This is a genomic window from Asaia sp. Ae19-3, assembly GCF_059801175.1.
Genome location: NZ_JBCHWF010000001.1, coordinates 758,605 through 775,464, shown reverse-complemented (window position 1 = coordinate 775,464; position 16,860 = coordinate 758,605). Strand labels below are relative to the sequence as shown.

Annotated in this window: 13 protein-coding genes; 11 read left to right on the top strand and 2 right to left on the bottom strand. The window is 60.7% G+C overall.

Annotated features, from left to right (window positions below; all coding sequences use genetic code 11):
- Nucleotides 1–38 precede the first annotated feature (38 nt).
- The 6 genes from AAID99_RS03345 (at nt 39) to AAID99_RS03320 (ending at nt 4,947) form a co-directional block, all read left to right on the top strand.
- A complete protein-coding gene (locus tag AAID99_RS03345; protein ID WP_498493141.1) occupies nt 39–914 on the top strand; it encodes a bestrophin family protein in 876 nt (291 codons plus the stop codon).
- A gap of 46 nt (nt 915–960) precedes the next feature.
- A complete protein-coding gene (locus tag AAID99_RS03340) occupies nt 961–1,551 on the top strand; it encodes a CarD family transcriptional regulator (protein WP_188425325.1) in 591 nt (196 codons plus the stop codon).
- A gap of 101 nt (nt 1,552–1,652) precedes the next feature.
- Nucleotides 1,653–2,453, top strand: a complete 801-nt coding sequence (locus AAID99_RS03335; RefSeq protein ID WP_188425324.1) for a glucose 1-dehydrogenase — start codon at nt 1,653–1,655, stop codon at nt 2,451–2,453.
- 20 nt (nt 2,454–2,473) lie between these two features.
- On the top strand, nt 2,474–2,836 hold the full coding sequence (locus AAID99_RS03330) for a response regulator (RefSeq protein ID WP_498493140.1): 363 nt from the start codon (nt 2,474–2,476) through the stop codon (nt 2,834–2,836).
- A 3-nt stretch (nt 2,837–2,839) separates the two neighbouring features.
- A complete protein-coding gene (locus AAID99_RS03325) occupies nt 2,840–4,321 on the top strand; it encodes a tetratricopeptide repeat protein (RefSeq protein ID WP_498493139.1) in 1,482 nt (493 codons plus the stop codon).
- Nucleotides 4,318–4,947, top strand: coding sequence for a nucleoside/nucleotide kinase family protein (locus tag AAID99_RS03320; protein WP_498493138.1), 630 nt, complete (start codon nt 4,318–4,320; stop codon nt 4,945–4,947). The genes AAID99_RS03325 and AAID99_RS03320 overlap by 4 nt, the downstream gene beginning before the upstream one ends.
- 62 nt (nt 4,948–5,009) lie before the next feature.
- Here the strand turns inward: AAID99_RS03320 and AAID99_RS03315 are convergent, their stop codons facing one another.
- Nucleotides 5,010–9,233: a translocation/assembly module TamB domain-containing protein gene (locus tag AAID99_RS03315; protein WP_498493137.1), complete on the bottom strand. Its 4,224-nt coding sequence runs from the start codon at nt 9,231–9,233 to the stop codon at nt 5,010–5,012.
- Nucleotides 9,233–11,248 (bottom strand): autotransporter assembly complex protein TamA, encoded by a 2,016-nt coding sequence (locus tag AAID99_RS03310; protein ID WP_371869824.1) that lies wholly within the window; start codon nt 11,246–11,248, stop codon nt 9,233–9,235. The genes AAID99_RS03315 and AAID99_RS03310 overlap by 1 nt, the downstream gene beginning before the upstream one ends.
- Nucleotides 11,249–11,570: 322 nt before the next feature.
- Between AAID99_RS03310 and AAID99_RS03305 the strand changes: the two genes are divergently transcribed.
- The 5 genes from AAID99_RS03305 to AAID99_RS03285 all read left to right on the top strand — a co-directional run bounded on the left by AAID99_RS03305 (nt 11,571) and on the right by AAID99_RS03285 (nt 16,739).
- Entirely contained in the window at nt 11,571–12,515 is a 945-nt protein-coding gene (locus AAID99_RS03305) for a lysophospholipid acyltransferase family protein (RefSeq protein WP_188425319.1), read from the top strand.
- Between the two features lie 259 nt (nt 12,516–12,774).
- On the top strand, nt 12,775–14,145 hold the full coding sequence (gene miaB, locus AAID99_RS03300) for a tRNA (N6-isopentenyl adenosine(37)-C2)-methylthiotransferase MiaB (protein ID WP_188425435.1): 1,371 nt from the start codon (nt 12,775–12,777) through the stop codon (nt 14,143–14,145).
- A 77-nt stretch (nt 14,146–14,222) separates the two neighbouring features.
- Nucleotides 14,223–15,311: a PhoH family protein gene (locus AAID99_RS03295; protein WP_188425434.1), complete on the top strand. Its 1,089-nt coding sequence runs from the start codon at nt 14,223–14,225 to the stop codon at nt 15,309–15,311.
- Nucleotides 15,295–15,822 carry an rRNA maturation RNase YbeY gene (gene ybeY / locus AAID99_RS03290; RefSeq protein ID WP_188425318.1) on the top strand — a complete coding sequence of 176 codons (528 nt, stop codon included), beginning with the start codon at nt 15,295–15,297 and terminating at the stop codon, nt 15,820–15,822. Before AAID99_RS03295 ends, ybeY begins: the two co-directional genes overlap by 17 nt.
- On the top strand, nt 15,819–16,739 hold the full coding sequence (locus AAID99_RS03285; protein ID WP_332348447.1) for a hemolysin family protein: 921 nt from the start codon (nt 15,819–15,821) through the stop codon (nt 16,737–16,739). Before ybeY ends, AAID99_RS03285 begins: the two co-directional genes overlap by 4 nt.
- Nucleotides 16,740–16,860: the final 121 nt, after the last annotated feature.

The window sequence follows — 16,860 nt, the reverse complement described above, 5'->3', positions numbered from 1 at the left end:
CGCCTATTGCCAACATGTAGACTGAGGACCGACAAACCTTGATCGTCGACAAGACTTACGGCCTGTGGATTCTCCTTCGCGAGACCGCCCTGCCCCTTGGTATTCTCGCTCTGTGGGACCTCGTTGTCGTTATTCTCTATCAGGTGTTCCACCAGGAATGGATGGAACAGCCTGCCTTGCCGATCTCGCTCATGGGCTCGGCCCTCGCCCTGTTTCTGGGCGTGCGTAACAATGCCGCCTATGCACGCTGGTGGGAAGGACGCTCGCTCTGGGGCCTGATCACGAACAACTCCCGCTCCTTCGCTCGTGAGGCCGCAACGCTGCTGGGCGGTCGCCCCGACTTGGCAAAGGCCATGGCGGCTTATCCCTATCTTCTGCGCACGGCGCTCTCGAACACCGAGCAGGGACCCGATGCAAAGCGTCTGCTCGCGCCGGAAATGTATGAGCGGATCATGGCGCGCACCAACAAGCCCAACGCGCTGCTCTACGAAATCGGCCTTTGCGTCGCAGAGGAAGTCGAGCGCATGAAAATCGATGGCGCCGTTCATGGCACGATCGATCGCATTCTCTCCGATCTGGCCAATGCGCAGGGTGGCCTCGAGCGCATCAAGAACACCCCCCTGCCTGTGCAATACTCGGTGCTACCCCTGCTGGTCGTGCATGTTTTTTGCATCGTTCTGCCGTTTTCGGCCGTGCAGACCCTTGGCTGGATCACCCCGCTCGGGTCGAGCCTTGTCGGCTTTCTGTTCCAGGCGCTCGACAAGAGCGGTCGCGATCTGCAGGAGCCTTTCGTGCCCAGCAGGCATGCCCTGCCCATGCTGACCATGGCCCGCACCATCGAGATCGACCTGCTGCAGCCGATCGGTGAAGCCGTTGACGGCCCCATTCCGCCGCAGGGCGGTGTTCAGCCCTGACGAGACCACAAGACAAGCTGTGGAATTTCTGTTATAAGCTGTCGCCATGAGCACGTTCAAAACCCCTCCCAAGGGAGGCATGACAGACGCGATGGCGCGTAGCGCCGCTGCGCTGACCGCAACTCAGGCTGACTCTCATGGCGGAGATGATGATCCGTTTCAGGAAGGGGATTCCATCGTCTATGCCGCACATGGTGTGGGCCGCGTCGACCGCATCGGTGTAGACGAGATTGCCGGAACCAAGCTGGAGATCATCCAGATCTCCTTCCCCGGCAACCAGATGACCCTGCGTATTCCGCTTTCGAAGGCACGCAAATCCGGCCTGCGCAAGATCGTGACGCGCGATATCGTCGAAAAGGCGATGTCGATCATCAAGGGCAAGCCCCATGTCAGCAAGGGCATGTGGGCACGCCGTGCGGTCGCCTATCAGGAAAAGATCAATTCCGGCGACCTGATCCAGATTGCCGAAGTGCTGCGCGACCTGCGCCGCAATGTCGACAGCCTCGACGGCAGCTTCAGTGAGCGCAAGCTCTTCGAAGCAGCTCAGGAACGTTTTGTCAGTGAAGTTGCCGTTCTTGAAAACAAGGACCCGACCGCTGTTCTGCAGGCTCTGACCGAGACCATGAAGGCAGCCTGATCCGTCAGGCATCCTTTTCCGTTCACCGGCGTTTCATCCTCCGATCTGATGCGACAGCCCCCCTAAGGGCTGTCCTTTCCCACGGAAAAGGAGAGCGCCGCATGACGGAGCACACGACCAAACGGTTCGCGAACAAGAAAATCCTCATCACCGGAGCCTCTCAGGGCATCGGCGAGGATGCAGCCCTGCATTTCGCCCGTGAAGGCGCACAGGTCGCCATCAACGCGCGCAAGGCCGAAAAACTCCGCCCCCTTCTCGACCGTCTTTCCAAACCCGTCTCCGGCGAACATCTCATTGTCGCGGGTGACATGGCCGTGGAAGAAGATGTCGATCGCGTCGTGAGAGAAACGATCGAGGGCTTCGGTGGCCTCGACGTTCTTATCTGCAATGCAGGCATGCAGATCGAATGTCCGTCGGAAGATATTTCCCTTAAGGATTTCAACGCCGTCATGGCCGTGAATGTCACGGGCGTGGTGCTTTGCGCGCGGGCAGCCCTCAAATACTGGCGGGCAAACGACCAGAAGGGCAATATTCTCGTCAACAGCTCGGTCCACCAGCAGGTGCCCAAGCCACATTATCTGGGCTATTCCGCGAGCAAGGGTGCCGTTGGCAACATCGTGCGCACCCTCGCGCTGGAATATGCCCGCTACGGTATTCGTGTGAATGCGGTCGCGCCCGGTGCCATCGTGACCCCCATCAACGACGCCTGGACCAAGGACCCGGAGAAATACGAGGCAACGGCAAAGCATATCCCGATGCGCCGCCCGGGTGAGTGCCGCGAAATCTCTGACGCAATGGCCTTTCTCGCTTCGGAAGAATCGAGTTATATTACGGGGCAGACCCTGTTCGTTGATGGCGGGCTCACGCTCTATGCCGATTTCGAGCAGAACTGGTCTTCCTGAACCGACCGAGATCCGCGCTTATGTCCACCCCGCCTACCGTCCTCGTCGTAGAGGACGATTTTCTGATCAGAACCTGTCTGATCGAATTCCTCGAAGACAGCGATGTGTCGGTGCTCGAGGCGGAGAATTGTGCGACGGCGCGCGGTTTCCTGCATAGTGACCGGACGCTAGATCTTCTCATCATGGATATCTCCCTCCCTGATGGAAGCGGCGCCGAGCTTGGCCAGGAAAGTCGGCAGATCCGACCGGATCTGCCGATCATCTATACCACCGGCCATGGCATGAACCTTGATGGTGCCTCGCCGATCGACAGGGTCATGACAAAACCCTATCAGCTCGATGCCATTCTCAACGTCGTTCACGAGCTGGTGCCCACGAGCTGAGCCATGGGCATGCAGGAGCAGACGACGCAGGCCAGGCTGAGCGAGGCCTTTCTTTCCGGTGATCTGGAAAAATGTCTCGAGATGGCCCGGACCCTTGCAGTGGTTTCCGGTATCGGTCCGCATCCTCTGGAAACGCTGCTTCCTGTCGCAGAATCTCATGATCGCCGGGCTGAACTGCTCGATCTGAGCGATCGTCTCGCCCATGCTGCACCGCAGGATTGTCGCCTGCTCGAGCTTGGCGCGACACTCCTGATGCAGCTGGGCTTTCTCGATGAGGCCGAATCGCGCCTCAATGACGCCCTGCAGAGACGACCGGGCCATCTTCCCGCCCTGAGCACACTTTCCTGCACGCTCACCCAGGCTGGCCGTTTTGCCGATGCCTGTGCCGTATTGAAGCGCATGCAGGCGCTCGACCCCAAGGATCCAAGCGCTCTGTCGAATATCGCCTATATTACGGCCGCCAGTGGCGACGTTCATGAGGCAATCAACCTTTATCGTCAGGCGATCCAGATCAAACCTGACCATCCGCAGATGCGCCTCAACTATTCCATCGCCCTGCTCAAGGCCGGGTATTTCCAGCAGGGGTGGTCCGAGCATGAATGGCGCTTTCGTCTGCCCGGCCATACCAGCCTGCCCATGGCCCAGCTCCTGCCCAACATCACCGAGAAGCTTGATCTCCGCTGCAAACATGTTCTGGTGACGCAGGAGGAAGGCTACGGCGATACATTCATGTATCTCCGGTATCTGCCCCTTCTGGCGCAGAAAGGGGCCATTATCCGTGTCTGGGGCGCTGACATCATGAGCGATCTCTGCGCACGGGTTGAGGGCGTCGATACTGTGCAAAGCGGTGGCACGACGCCCTATTATGACTATCACTGCCCCTTCATAAGCCTGCCGAGAGCCTTCACGGCATCGCCAAATCCTTTTGGTGTCACCCCGCCCTATATCGCACCCGACGCAGTGAAGTCGGCGCATTTTGCGGCACGCTTGCGGGACGACCGTAACCTGAAGGTCGGGCTGGTCTGGTCGGGTGCGCCAAGGCGTGACCAGACAGAGCCTTTCATGCTCGATCAACGCCGGTCCATGACACTCGAAACATTGCGCCCCCTGTTCGATCTGCCAAAAACGAGTTTTTACAGTCTGCAGAAGGGAGCTGCTTCCGGTCAGCTTGACGAGAGCAAAACCCCGATCATTGATCTGATGCCCGAATGCCTGACGATGGACGATACAGCGGCCCTGATCGATAATCTGGATATTGTCGTTTCGGTCGATACCTCGGTGGTTCATCTCGCAGGCGCCATGAACAAGCCTGTCCTGCTGATGGACAGGGTCAATCCCTGTTGGCGCTGGATGACGGATCGCACCGACAGCCCGTGGTATCCGTCGCTGCGCATTCTGCGTCAGACACGCGCCTGGGACTGGAGCGACGTCGTCTCTTCCGTGCGCGCCCTTCTTCACGACGAATCGGAACGAAAGAAATCATGACGTCCAGCTATCAGACTGCAAGACAGCGGCTCGACGCGCTTCTCTCCCGCCCCGGCCGGGTCATTCTCGGTCTCGTCGGCGCGCCAGGCGGAGGCAAATCGACACTCGCGGCTCGCCTTGCCGCAGATTATGCCGAACACGCCATTGTCGTGCCGATGGACGGCTTTCATCTGGCCAATTGCGAGCTGAAGCGTCTCGACCGCGCTGGACGCAAGGGGGCTCCGGACACATTCGATGCGGCAGGCTTCACCTCGCTGCTCGACCGTATCCGTCATCAGCAATCCGATATCGTTTATGCCCCCCTCTTCGCCCGCGAGATCGAAGAGCCCATCGCAGGGGCCATACCGGTATTGCCCGATCGCAAGCTGATCATCGTCGAAGGTAATTACCTGCTCTGTGACGGCCCGTGGTCAGATGTGCGCCGCTATCTCGATGAAAGCTGGTTTGTCGCAACAGAAGAAGCGCTCCGCAATCAGTGGCTCGAAGCGCGCCATGTGCATTTCGGTCGCACGCCGGAAGAGGCCCGGCACTGGATTGCCGTTACCGATGCTCCCAATGCCCGGATCATCCTGCAGACACGAGACAAGGCAGACTGGCAGTACGTTCCGGAAGCCGTAACGCTCTGACAGTCCCGCCCTCGGGGCGCTGAACGTGGAAGGGGACCTCGTGCCCCCTCCCTTTTCTATTCCTAGTAATCGAAGCCGTAGCTGAGGCCGACACTCGACCCCGGATCGTTTTCCGGCGTGGTGAACCCGGTCACCTGCCCGCCCGTGCCAACGGTCGTATTGAGCTTGAGCCGCTTGGTGAGATCGACCTGCACCTGAGCCTGTGTACCCGATCCGCCTGTTGCCTGTTTGGCGCCAACATAGACGCCTTTCATCACGTATTTACCAGCTTCCAAGCTCGCGCCGCCATTATTGACGCCGCTCCCGCCGCCGACAGCAAGGCGATCAAGCCCGAGCAGACCGCGCACCTTGTTGAGAGGATCGAAGCTCGACCCGCCCGTAATCTGGGCAACAGCCGCAGCGAGGCTCGCAAGCTGTGTCGGTGAAAGTGACGCGGTCGAGCTGCCGAAAAGAAGCATCGACAGAACCTGATCGCGCGGTAGCGACGGCTGCGACGTGAAATCGATCTTCGGCGAACTGGCATAGCCTCCCACAACAAGGCTTGCGAGTGTGCCCTGCACATTGCGGTCTGCACGGAAATCGAGCGACGGATCGAGCTTGTGATCCACTCCTGATCCGTCAAAGGCAACACGCCCCTTTGTGAAGTTGAGATTCACCCCGGCGAGGTTGAAGAAGCCGCGCTTGAGATCGAAACCGCCCGAAATATCCGGAGCTGTGCTGAGCCCACCAATATGCAGCTTGCCGGACATTTCAGCATCCAGACCGTGGCCGCGCACGAAGAATTCGCCGGGCGAGAGCACCCCGATATCGAGCCCGATCACGAGCGCACTGGTGCTGCTCTCCCGTTTTTGGCCCGGTCTGATGACGGTCAGTTGTGGCACCGAAGCCGGCATGGAGCTCGGAATATTGACCACGACCGACGGCAGACGGATCGTGCCATCGACATCAAGACGCGTGGACAACTGGCCATGCGCGCGCAAATCGGTATCGATCACCGCGGTCAGCAGATCGCTCGTAATCGGCTGTGCCTTGCGGGCAACGATCCTGATGTCCAGCGGCAGGCCGGGACGCAGAAACCCGACCGAACCATTCAGCCCGATCACGCCCTTGCCCGCATGGGCCTGCACATTCTGCAGGGTCAGACTGTCATCATTGGCGAGAATGACGCCATTGATATCGGTCAGCCTCACCCCTTGGCCGTAATGCGCGAAATTGATCGCCTCAAGCGTGACGCGTCCGGTCGCCTTGGGCGCCGTTGCCACGCCGTTCAGAGCCAGATCGATAGCTGTCTTGCCTCTCAATGCCATTCCCTGAGCACCGAGAACCGCATTGGCGACCGAGAGATCGAGCGCACCATTGACGTGCAGCCCAAGCGATCCAGTCGCAGAAAGCGGAACAGCGCCATTGGCACGCAGGGTAATCTTGCTTCCTGCGTCGGCCTGCGCGGTCAATTGCGCTGACTGCCCTGCTAGAAGCGCATTGGCCTGAAGCGAGAGCGGCGGCAGTGACTCACCTGGTCCGCTCCGTAGCTTGAATCCATGCAGGTTGACCGCAACCGATCCAGTCGGTCGCGCAATTTCTCCTGTCAGATCGGCCTGAGCGGAAAGCACACCACTGGCATCGAAACCCGAAACGAATGGCCGTGCCAGCGCGGGTGTCACCTGCGCCACACGCAGATGCAGGTTGAGCCTAGGCTTGATTGTTCCTGCCAGATCGAGCGTTGCAGGAGACACACCCTGAGGAGCCACCGCGAGTTGCAGGCGATCGACGCCCTTTACCTCGCCAAAATCGATCTTGCTCGCGCCGGACAGACGTATGGTCTCGCCCTTGACCAGAGCACTGAAGCGATTGAGGCGGACGCTTCTGCCACTCAGATCGAGCAACAGTGCCGTGTCGATCGAGGCCGGGGCCGCCATGACATTCTGAAAAGCCCCGTTGAGCGACAGGGACAACGCATCCAGCGGTCCCTGAGCGGCAAGCTTCGCCGCCCCCTTGATGTTCTGAGCGTCGATGCCGCTCAGCGCGAGCCTCAGATTGAGATCTGGCTTATCTAGCGGATTATTGACCGTGCCAAACAGATCGAGTGCCCCGAGACGGGCCTCCGGCGTGCTGACGCCGCCCTTGACCGACAGGCTGACAACAGGGGGGACGGTCTCTGACGCCTCGCTCGTATGCACGTCCAGCACAAGTTTCCCGCCAAGGCGATGCCCTGCAAGAGCACTGAAATCGTTCAGGTTACCTGCCGTAATCGCCATGGTGCCCAGAGGCACCTTGGCAGAGGGCGGCAAGACGAGATGGGCCTTTCCGGTCAGGCTTGCCCAGTCGAGGGCATTCAGAATAAGCTCGGCCGAACTATCGGCGTGGCGCGCAAAGCTCGCGTCGAGAGCAAGCTTGCGCCCGTCGAGCTTTCCATCGGCGCGCAGCGACCCTTCAGGCGTCGCGGGCAGGTGCAGCAGGTTTAGATCGAGAGTGAGCGGCCCGGCAGGCACCTCACTTGCGCCGATCTCGCCCTTGATCTGGGTCTTTGCCGCGAGATCCTGAAAGGGCCCCTCGGCATGAGCCGACAAGGCGAGATGACCGTGCAGCTGAGGGGCGGCAGCCTTGAGATCAGGCAGCGCCAGAACGAGATCGCTTTCAAGAGATGGTGTTTTTCCCAGCGACACAGAGGCCTCGTCATGCAGATGCAAGGCCCGGCCGTCTATGGTCAGATCGCCAATGCGCACGACACGCCCATCCGTGCGTTCGGGAGATGCCGTGACATCGAGCGCAATCGTGGCATCGTCACCGATAAGGGAAACCGCCTGCTTCAGCCCGCCGGTTATCGACAGGCGATCGCGCAGCGTAAGGCGCGTGTCTCCCTTGGGTCGATAGGTGAAATCGGCATGCGTGACGTTGTGGCCTGAAAGCGCGATCTTGCCGATGGCCGCCAGTGGTTTGAGATCGGGCAGCACCAGGTCGAGCGCGCCACTTATTTCCGGCTTCAACCGTGCTGAGGCGCCGAGCTGGAACAATTCATGCGTGACGCTGAGCGTGACAGGCTGCCCCTCGGCATTTGGCTGTGCCTTGATCCGGGCTTCTACCGGGCTCGACGCCAGAAGCGCACTTGGTACACCCGGCACGCGCACCCCATCGGCGCGCAAGGTAAGCAGCAGATTATCGGCGCGGGCGCCCTTGCCCTCATCCCCCGAGAACCGGGCAGAGAGATGGGTCACCCCGGCGCCCGCGGCCGCAAGGGAGTCGAGATCAAGAGCCCCACTCCCTGAGGGGGCAAGCAGATCGCCATGGAGTTCCGCAGAAAGCGAAAACCCGTTCCAGGCGACACCTGCGAGCGGCGACATGGCGGGCGTCGAGGCCTTGAGGCCCAGATTGCCCTGATGCTGCAACAGATTGAGCGTGCCCTGCGCGTGTGCCTTGACCTCGCCCGCCTGCATATCGAGCAGGAGATGGTTGGCACGCAGCGGCCCCGACAGATCAAGCGACAAGGACAACGGATCGAACGTTTCCATGCCTGCAAACTGCGTCACGAGCCCCTGCGCGCCGTCGTGAGCGGTCAGATGCAGGTTGATGGCGTCGCGTGGTGTCGCGAGGGTGACGGCGATTGTGGCGGGGCGATCGAGACGAGTGATCGTAAGACCCAGATCGGCCTTGGGCAGATGTCCCAGTGTCAGGCCATCGAGGATCGGCGCCAGATCGGCCAGAACGAGATGCCCCTGTGCCGAGGCACTGAGCGGAAACCCGACGAGGGATTTGCCCAGATCGATACGGGCAACATCCAGTTTCTTCAGGTTGATCCCGAGATGCAGACTTGACGGTGTGCTCGGCGTGGCAGGGGGCGTTGGTACAGCTGGATCGCTGACAGGCAGACGCTCAAAGCGCAGGGCCTGTGCCTGAAGCAGGGACGCCTTGACCGATTTATGCAAAAGCGCGAGCGGCGACCAGTTCAGGCGCAACTCGTCAATGGCCAGATACGGCCCGATATGATCATGAATGGTGAGCCGACGCAGATGCAGCCGATAGGGAAACGCCCCATCCAGCCCCTGCATCTGCACCATGCCCCCTGTCAGGCTCGCCGTCTCTCGTTCGATGAAACGCTGGCCGTATGGGATATTGGCGAAAACCAGAATACCAGCCAGCGCCAGCGTCACGAGCGCCAGTGGTAGCCCGACAATCAGGGCCACACACCACAAGGCGACACGCTTCCAGCGCGCAAGGCGGGGTTTGGGGTCAGGCGCGGGCGTCTGCGGCAGGTCGCGTCGGGACGGATCGGTTACGGGGCGCGCGTTCATCAGAAAGTCTCCCCGAGACCGATATAGAGCTCCCATTTATCGCCATGGGGCGGCCTGTTGGCAGGAAGGGCGACATCGAGACGCACCGGCCCGATAGGGGTGTAATAACGCACACCCGCGCCATAACCGACGCGCAGCTTGCCCTGGAATGGCCGACTGCCGACACCCACCTGACCGGCATCGACGAATGCTGCGGCCCCAAAGCTTTTCAGGATACGCTGACGGAATTCCACCGATCCGGCATCGAGCGAGGTACCGCCAATGCCATATTTGCCGTTCTGCGGCCCCACGCCCTGATATCGGAAACCACGGACCGTCGCGGGGCCACCGGCGTAAAGTCTCTGATCGGGTGGTATCTGATAGGTCGACGCCCCCTGCACCGAGCCAACAAGCCCGCGCACCGCAATGACGGAGCGCCCCGGCGCACTCAACCCGATATGGTGCAGATCGAAATAGGTCGAAGCACTGGCGCTCATGATAGTGAAGAAGGCACTGCCGTTTTCGAGCGATTCCGAAGGGGTGATGTTCACGGTGGCGCGCATGCCATGCGTCGCCGGATCGATCGGGTTCGACAATTCCGTGCTGTCATAAACAGCCCCAAGAGGGGCCTGCACGATCAGATAATCGGTCGAAACGCCGAATTGCTTGATGTTTTCCTGCTCGGCCAGAAGACTGCCATTGATGCTCCAGCGCTTGTTGAGCCGCCTGATCAATCCGCCACGCACCAGAATGGCCGTCTGGTGATAGGAATAGAGTAACTGCCTGATACCCTCGACGCGCAGACTCAGATTCTGGTCACGCCGCAGAAAATCCGGCTTCAGAAAATCAGCATAGACATCGTAACCAAGCCCCTGCTGGGCAGACCCACCCAGCCCGGTAACGAGCGCCGTCAGCTTTAGCTGCTCCGCCCCACCAAGCAGATTGCGATGGGTCCAGCTCGCACCGACGCGGCCGCCAAGATCGGTCGAATAGCCGATCTGTCCGGAAACGGTGTGACGCTTGCCCTCGGCAAGCGCGAAACGCAGCGGCATGGCCTGCGTCACACCCGGCGTTGCCTGCCCGCGCGCCAGGGCCACAAGCGGCGGCGCATCATGCACCCCGACGGATGAGAAGATCCCTACACTGGCAAGATCCTGACGGGCGTCCTCGATCTTGCTCGGCTGATAGAGCTGCCCTTCGTGGATGAGCAGGCGACGACGCAGAAATTTCTCACGCGTGCGTTCCAGCCCCGTGAAGCTGATCGGCCCTATATCGACAACTGGTCCGACACCCACAGAGAACTCGAGATCGAGCGTCTGGGTCGCAGGTCGCAGATAGGCAACTGGCGTCGAGACATTGGCCTGGGCATGGCCCTCTTCCAGCAAGGCGTGAAGCAGGCCGGACTGCGCCGCCAGCACATCGGCTGCGATCGCCTTCTGTCCTGTCTGCAGGCCAAAGGCCTTGCGCGCTGCGTCGTCCAGCACAACCGGGTGCAGTGGCTGCGTCGCCTTTGCCGCACCGGTTTTTCCGTTGAACGGGGTTGATGTCGTGCCCGACTTGTCCGGCGCAGTTTCGTTTGACTGGCCGCTCAGCGGACCGGCAACCAGCGTGACCTTGCCAATATGGAATTGTGGCCCTGTGACTGTCTTGATGGTGATCCGAAGCTTCTTGCTGCCAGCAGGCGTATTTTCCAGCGCAGCCAGCCGGTCAGGCAGGGCGGGATCGCGACCGTCGATATCTCGCCCGTCAGGCAGGCGCACGGTGATAATGACCTTGCCAGCATAGAAGCCACGACTTTCGAGGGCCGTCTGGACACGATCGTAATCGCCCCTTATCCGCCCGGCGAGAGCATAGGGATCGACCGCCTTCGTCTTCTGCAATGACGCCAGGGTGGAGGAGGCCTGAACCATCGGATCGAGATCCGGATCGGACGATGGCAGGATCTCTACCTGATAGGCCTCGTCCTTCTCGGCTGCCTTGTGGGCGGCCTTGCCATCCTGGCTGGGCGCGGCACAGGCCCTGGAAAAAGCCGGCAGTGTACTCGCGAGACACAAGGCAAGAGCGGCATGGGTCAGAAGAACCGCCTTCAACCGCGGCTCCTTCCATGCAGAAAGAGAGAAACGGTAAGGCGAAACACGGCTAAACGACAGCAAAGGCACTCCTGCTGTTTGATCGGTCCTTGCGAGTGATGGCTGAAAAGCGTGTCGAGATCATGTCATGGCTGCGTCATCAAGAAAAGGCAGGGGAAGGCTCTTTTGCCTGTATTAACCGCGCATGGCAGAGTTTCGTTCAATCTTAATCAAATCATCGCTGTATCGCGGTTGTCCGAAAGAATGATTTCGCGTTAGGTATGGCCCAATGACTGACGCGATTACGCGCCGCCGTCCCGCGAGTGACGCTTCCGGCCCCGAACCCTGGACCGCCCCGCTTGAGCCTGCTCTGGGGAACCGCTTTCTTTGTCGGCTGCGCGCGATCAGGCGCATGAGCCTCTCCATTCTGTGGACGATCGTCGCAAGCGTGCCGCAACGCGCCCTGCTACGACGCAAAAGTGCGAGCAAGATCGTGTTCGCTCGTTTTTACTGGGCAACGATCTGCCGCATCCTTGGCCTGCGTGTTCGCGTGGTCGGTGAGGCAGCCGGAACGATACGCGACAGTCTCGCTGTCAGAAACGGCGAGCGACCGATCATTTTCGTCGCTAATCACTCCTCATGGCTCGATATCGCGGTTGCGGGCGGCATCCTTCCCACTGTTTTCGTTGCAAAACAGCAGATTGCCGACTGGCCGGTCATCGGCACGCTGGCGCGTCTCGGCAGGACGATCTTTGTCAGCCGCCAGCGCAACAATACAGGGCGCGAACTTCAGGCGATGACTGATCGCCTGAATAACGGCGATAATCTGATCCTCTTTCCGGAAGGCACCTCGACGGATGGCACGCATGTGCTGCCCTTCATGTCGTCCTTCTTCGCCATCGCCAAGCCGAGCCGTGTCGACCCTACCCTTCCGACGCCCCCTTCGGTGCTGATCCAGCCGGTCTCCATCGTCTATGATCGTCTCGATGGCCTGCCTATCGGGCGGGCGCGTCGCACTGCCCTGGCGTGGTACGGTGACATGGAACTGGCACCGCATATCTGGTCGGTCACGCAATGGCGCTCGCTCGGTGCAACAGTCATTCTTCATCCGCCGGTCGATCCAGCAGATTACCCGAGCCGCAAGGAGCTTTCTTCTGCGGTGCAGGAGATCGTGGCACTCGGCGTGGCCCAACTGCACCACAACCCCGACCAGCCCGAGGCGATCGAGCTCTGAGCGGCACGCGCACCTTGCACCGCCCGGACGCAGGGTCGCATACGGCACAAATATTACCCATGCATTTAACGTGTCTTTCGGCTACAACGCATGGCAGAACATCCATAAAAGGGCATATGGGACAAACAGACAGGAAGAGGCCTGACTTTCAGGCATTTTCCCTGGACATCCCACCCACAGAGCATCGCCAGCAGGCAAGAGGTAAGGACACGTGACCGTCGAGGCTTCCAACGACAGCAGGATTCCAGTGCAGAACGACATGAACGCCAATACGCGCGGGCTGCATGTCATCACCTGGGGCTGTCAGATGAATGTCTATGACAGCGCGCGCATGACCGATGTTCTGGCGCCACTCGGCTATCGCGCTGTCACGACGCCCGAACAGGCCGAGATGGTTATTCTCAACACCTGTCATATCCGCGAGCGCGCCGCCGAGAAGGTGTTCTCGGAGCTGGGTCGTCTGCGGAAGATCAGCGAAGAACGCGAGGCCTCCGGTCTGAGCCGGTCGATCATCGCAGTGGCAGGCTGCGTGGCTCAGGCAGAAGGCGAAGAGATTCTCGCCCGCGCCCCCTATGTCGATATCGTTCTCGGTCCGCAGACCTATCATCGCCTGCCCGAGATGGTGGCGCGTGCAGCGCGTGCCGGTGGCGCTGTGATCGATACCGATTTCCCTGTCGAGATGAAGTTCGACTTCCTGCCACAGGAAGCCGCTCCGCAGGTCGAGGGAAACCTGACAGCGTTCCTCACGATTCAGGAAGGCTGCGACAAGTTCTGCTCCTTCTGCGTCGTGCCTTACACACGCGGCGCTGAAACCAGCCGTTCGCTGCCCTCGGTCATCGCCGAGGCACGCCGCATGGTGGAAAGCGGCGTGCGCGAGATCACCCTGCTCGGCCAGAACGTCAATGCCTATCACGGCGATGACGGACAAGGCGGTACAGCCGATCTGCCTCAGCTCGCCGAAGCGCTCGCGGCCCTCCCCGGGCTCAAGCGCATCCGCTACATGACATCGCACCCGCGCGACATGGACCAGACGCTGATCGACGCCCATCGCGACAATCCTGCGCTGATGCCTTTTCTGCATCTGCCGGTTCAGTCAGGCTCGGATCGCATTCTCAAGGCCATGAATCGCGGCCATACGGGTGACGAGTATCGCGCCCTGATCGCCCGCCTGCGCGAAGCCTGCCCGGACCTCGCCCTTTCTTCCGATTTCATTGTCGGTCATCCGGGCGAGACGGATGAGGATTTCGAGGCGACCATGCAGCTCGTGCGCGATACCGGTTTCGCACAGGCGTTCTCGTTCAAATACTCGCCCCGCCCCGGAACCCCGGCAGCAGGTCAGCCCTTCCAGATCGATGAGGCGGTGAAAGACGCACGCCTGCAGCGACTGCAGGCGCTGCTGCGCGAGCAGCAGGACGCGTTCAACGCCGATATGGTTGGTCGTACCCTGCCGGTTCTCTTTACCGGACGTGGCCGCAAACCCGGCCAGATCTCCGGGCGTTCACCCTATCTGCAACCGGTCCATGTCGATGGTCCCGATGATCTCATCGGTCAGACAGTGCCGGTTGTGATAACCCAGCGTCTTACCAATTCGCTGGCTGGTACACTCTTACGGGAGAGAGTCTGCGCTTGAGCCACCCCACGGCACCCCAGTCGCATCCCGGACACGGGACCAATGACCGTAACTCCAGGCGGCAGCTTCCGCCTGATATCCCCCCTCAGGAACAGGGCCATCGCACCTCAGCGCTGCGCTTTGGCGATAATATCCTTCTCCAGCAATTGCTGGGCGATCATGACCGCCATCTGATCCGCCTCGAACAGGGTTTCGATGTGCGCCTGACCTGCCGTGGCAACAAGATTGCCATCACGGGTGAAGCCGCCTCTGTAGCCCGCGCGCAGGCAGCCATCACGGCGCTGTACAATCAGCTGGAACATGGCGGCAAGATCGATGGCCCTGTCGTCGATAGTGTCATCCGCCTCTCTGCCCTGCCCCGCCCGTCGCGACAGCCTGAACCGCGCGCGGCTCAGCCCCGTCCGGCCGAGCCAGGCAGAAGGGATACGGATAATCACGTACCGTTCCAGGACCTGCCTGCCATACGCACAAAGCGCGGGGCAATTGCACCACGCTCACGCGGGCAGGCTGCCTATATGGAAATGCTGGCCAAGACGGAGCTGACTTTCGGCATCGGCCCAGCCGGAACGGGCAAGACCTATCTGGCCGTTGCGCAGGGTGTTGCCATGCTTCAGGCTGGCCAGGTGGATCGTATTATCCTCTCACGCCCTGCGGTCGAGGCAGGCGAACGCCTGGGCTTTCTGCCCGGCGATCTGCGTGAGAAAATCGACCCCTATCTGCGCCCGCTCTACGATGCGCTGAATGACATGCTGCCTGGCGATCAGGTTGCTAGGCGTATGGCCAATGGCGAAATCGAGGTAGCACCGCTTGCCTTCATGCGCGGCCGTACGCTGGCGCATGCCTTCGTCATTCTCGACGAGGCCCAGAACACCACACCGGCCCAGATGAAAATGTTCCTGACCCGCATGGGACAAGGTGCCCGCATGGTTATTACGGGCGATCTCAGCCAGATCGATCTGCCTTCGGGCGTCGCATCAGGCCTGCGTGAAGCCGTCGAGACCCTTGAAGGCCTGCCGGGAATTGGTATTACGCGTTTCGAGTCTGCTGATGTCGTCCGTCACCCGCTGGTGGCCCGCATCGTGGACGCTTATGATCAACGAGTGGCTGCGGCACGGGATTATTCCCGAGGCAGGTCGCGCCGGGAATACAATGGAACCTCGAAGTAGTCTTACCCCATCCGCCGAAGAGACGTCCTCTACAAACAGGGCGTCTCTTCGCAATCGCCTCGACCTGATCGTGACGGATCGTCGCTGGCGCGCTGCCGTGCCCGGTCTCGAACAGCGTGTCATGCGCTGCATCGAGGCAAGCCGCCCCTGGCTCGACCGGGATCGCGTGCCGGCTTTTCTTCTGGCCGACGATCGCGCGGTCAAGGAACTGAACGCCAGTTTCAGAGACAAGAACAAACCGACCAATGTTCTCACCTTTGAAGAGAATGGCGCGTTCGGCGATGGCGATATCGCCCTTGCCTATGAGACGCTTCATCGTGAGGCCAAGGCGGGCAACAAGCGGTTTTCGCATCATTTTGCCCATCTGGTCGTGCATGGGCTGCTTCACCTTGCCGGTCATGACCATCACCGCCCCGACGAGGCACGGCTGATGGAAATGACCGAAGCGCGCATTCTCTCGCGCCTCGGCATTCCGAACCCCTGGCGGCTGGGCGGGAGGCGCGTCGCATGAGCGAGAGCGACGAGCATCAACAGCGACGCAACAAGGGGCTGTTCGGAATCTTCAACCGCAAGGGACGCGAGCAGGGCCTGAGGCTCTCCATCGCGGCCCTGGTGGAAGAAGCAGCAACACCCCACCCCGAGGCCGGAACACGCCCTGAACTTGATCGTCAGGAACGCGCGCTGATCACCAATGTGCTGCATCTGCGGGAAAAAACCGCCGATGACGTCATGGTGCCGCGCGCCGATATCGTGTCGATGTCAGCTGATATCACCCTGGATGAGGCACTCGATTTCATGCGCCGCGAAAACCACTCGCGCGTGCCGGTCTATCGCGAGCATCTCGACAACGTCATCGGGATGATCCACGTCAAGGATCTGATCGCCTATATCGGTACGTCGGAAGCCTTCGATATCGAGCCTCTTCTGAGGCAGCCGCTCATGGTTGCCCCCCAGATACCGGTGCTGGATCTGCTGCTTCAGATGCGCCAGCGTCGCACCCATCTGGCGCTCGTGATCGATGAATATGGCGGTGTCGACGGTCTGGTGACGATCGAAGACCTGGTCGAGACCATCGTCGGCGATATCTCCGATGAGCATGACGAGCCGGTTTCAGCCATGATTTCCGAAAGGGCTGATGGCTCCTTCGATCTCGACGCCCGTCTGCCGGTCGATGAGCTTGAAGGCTTCATGGGGCCTGTGCTGACAGAAGCGGAGCGCGAAGCAGAAATCGAGACTGTGGGCGGGCTTGTGTTCCGTCTGGCCGGGCATGTTCCGATCAGGGGCGAGGTCTTTACCCATGAAAGCGGTCTCGTCTTTCGTGTAACCGATGCCGATGCGCGCCATATCCGCGCGCTGCGCATGAGGGTCCCGTCCGACTGGGTTCGCAGCGATGCGAAGCAACCAGACCGCGACGCGGAAGCGCGCTGACGCAGCGCCCGACCGCGCGCCTTTCTGTGTGACGACGAAATCAGGTGCCGGAACCCTGTGCGTGAGGGTTCCGGCACTTGACGCAGGCGCCTCTTCCGGTCTTCAAAACTTTGACATCATT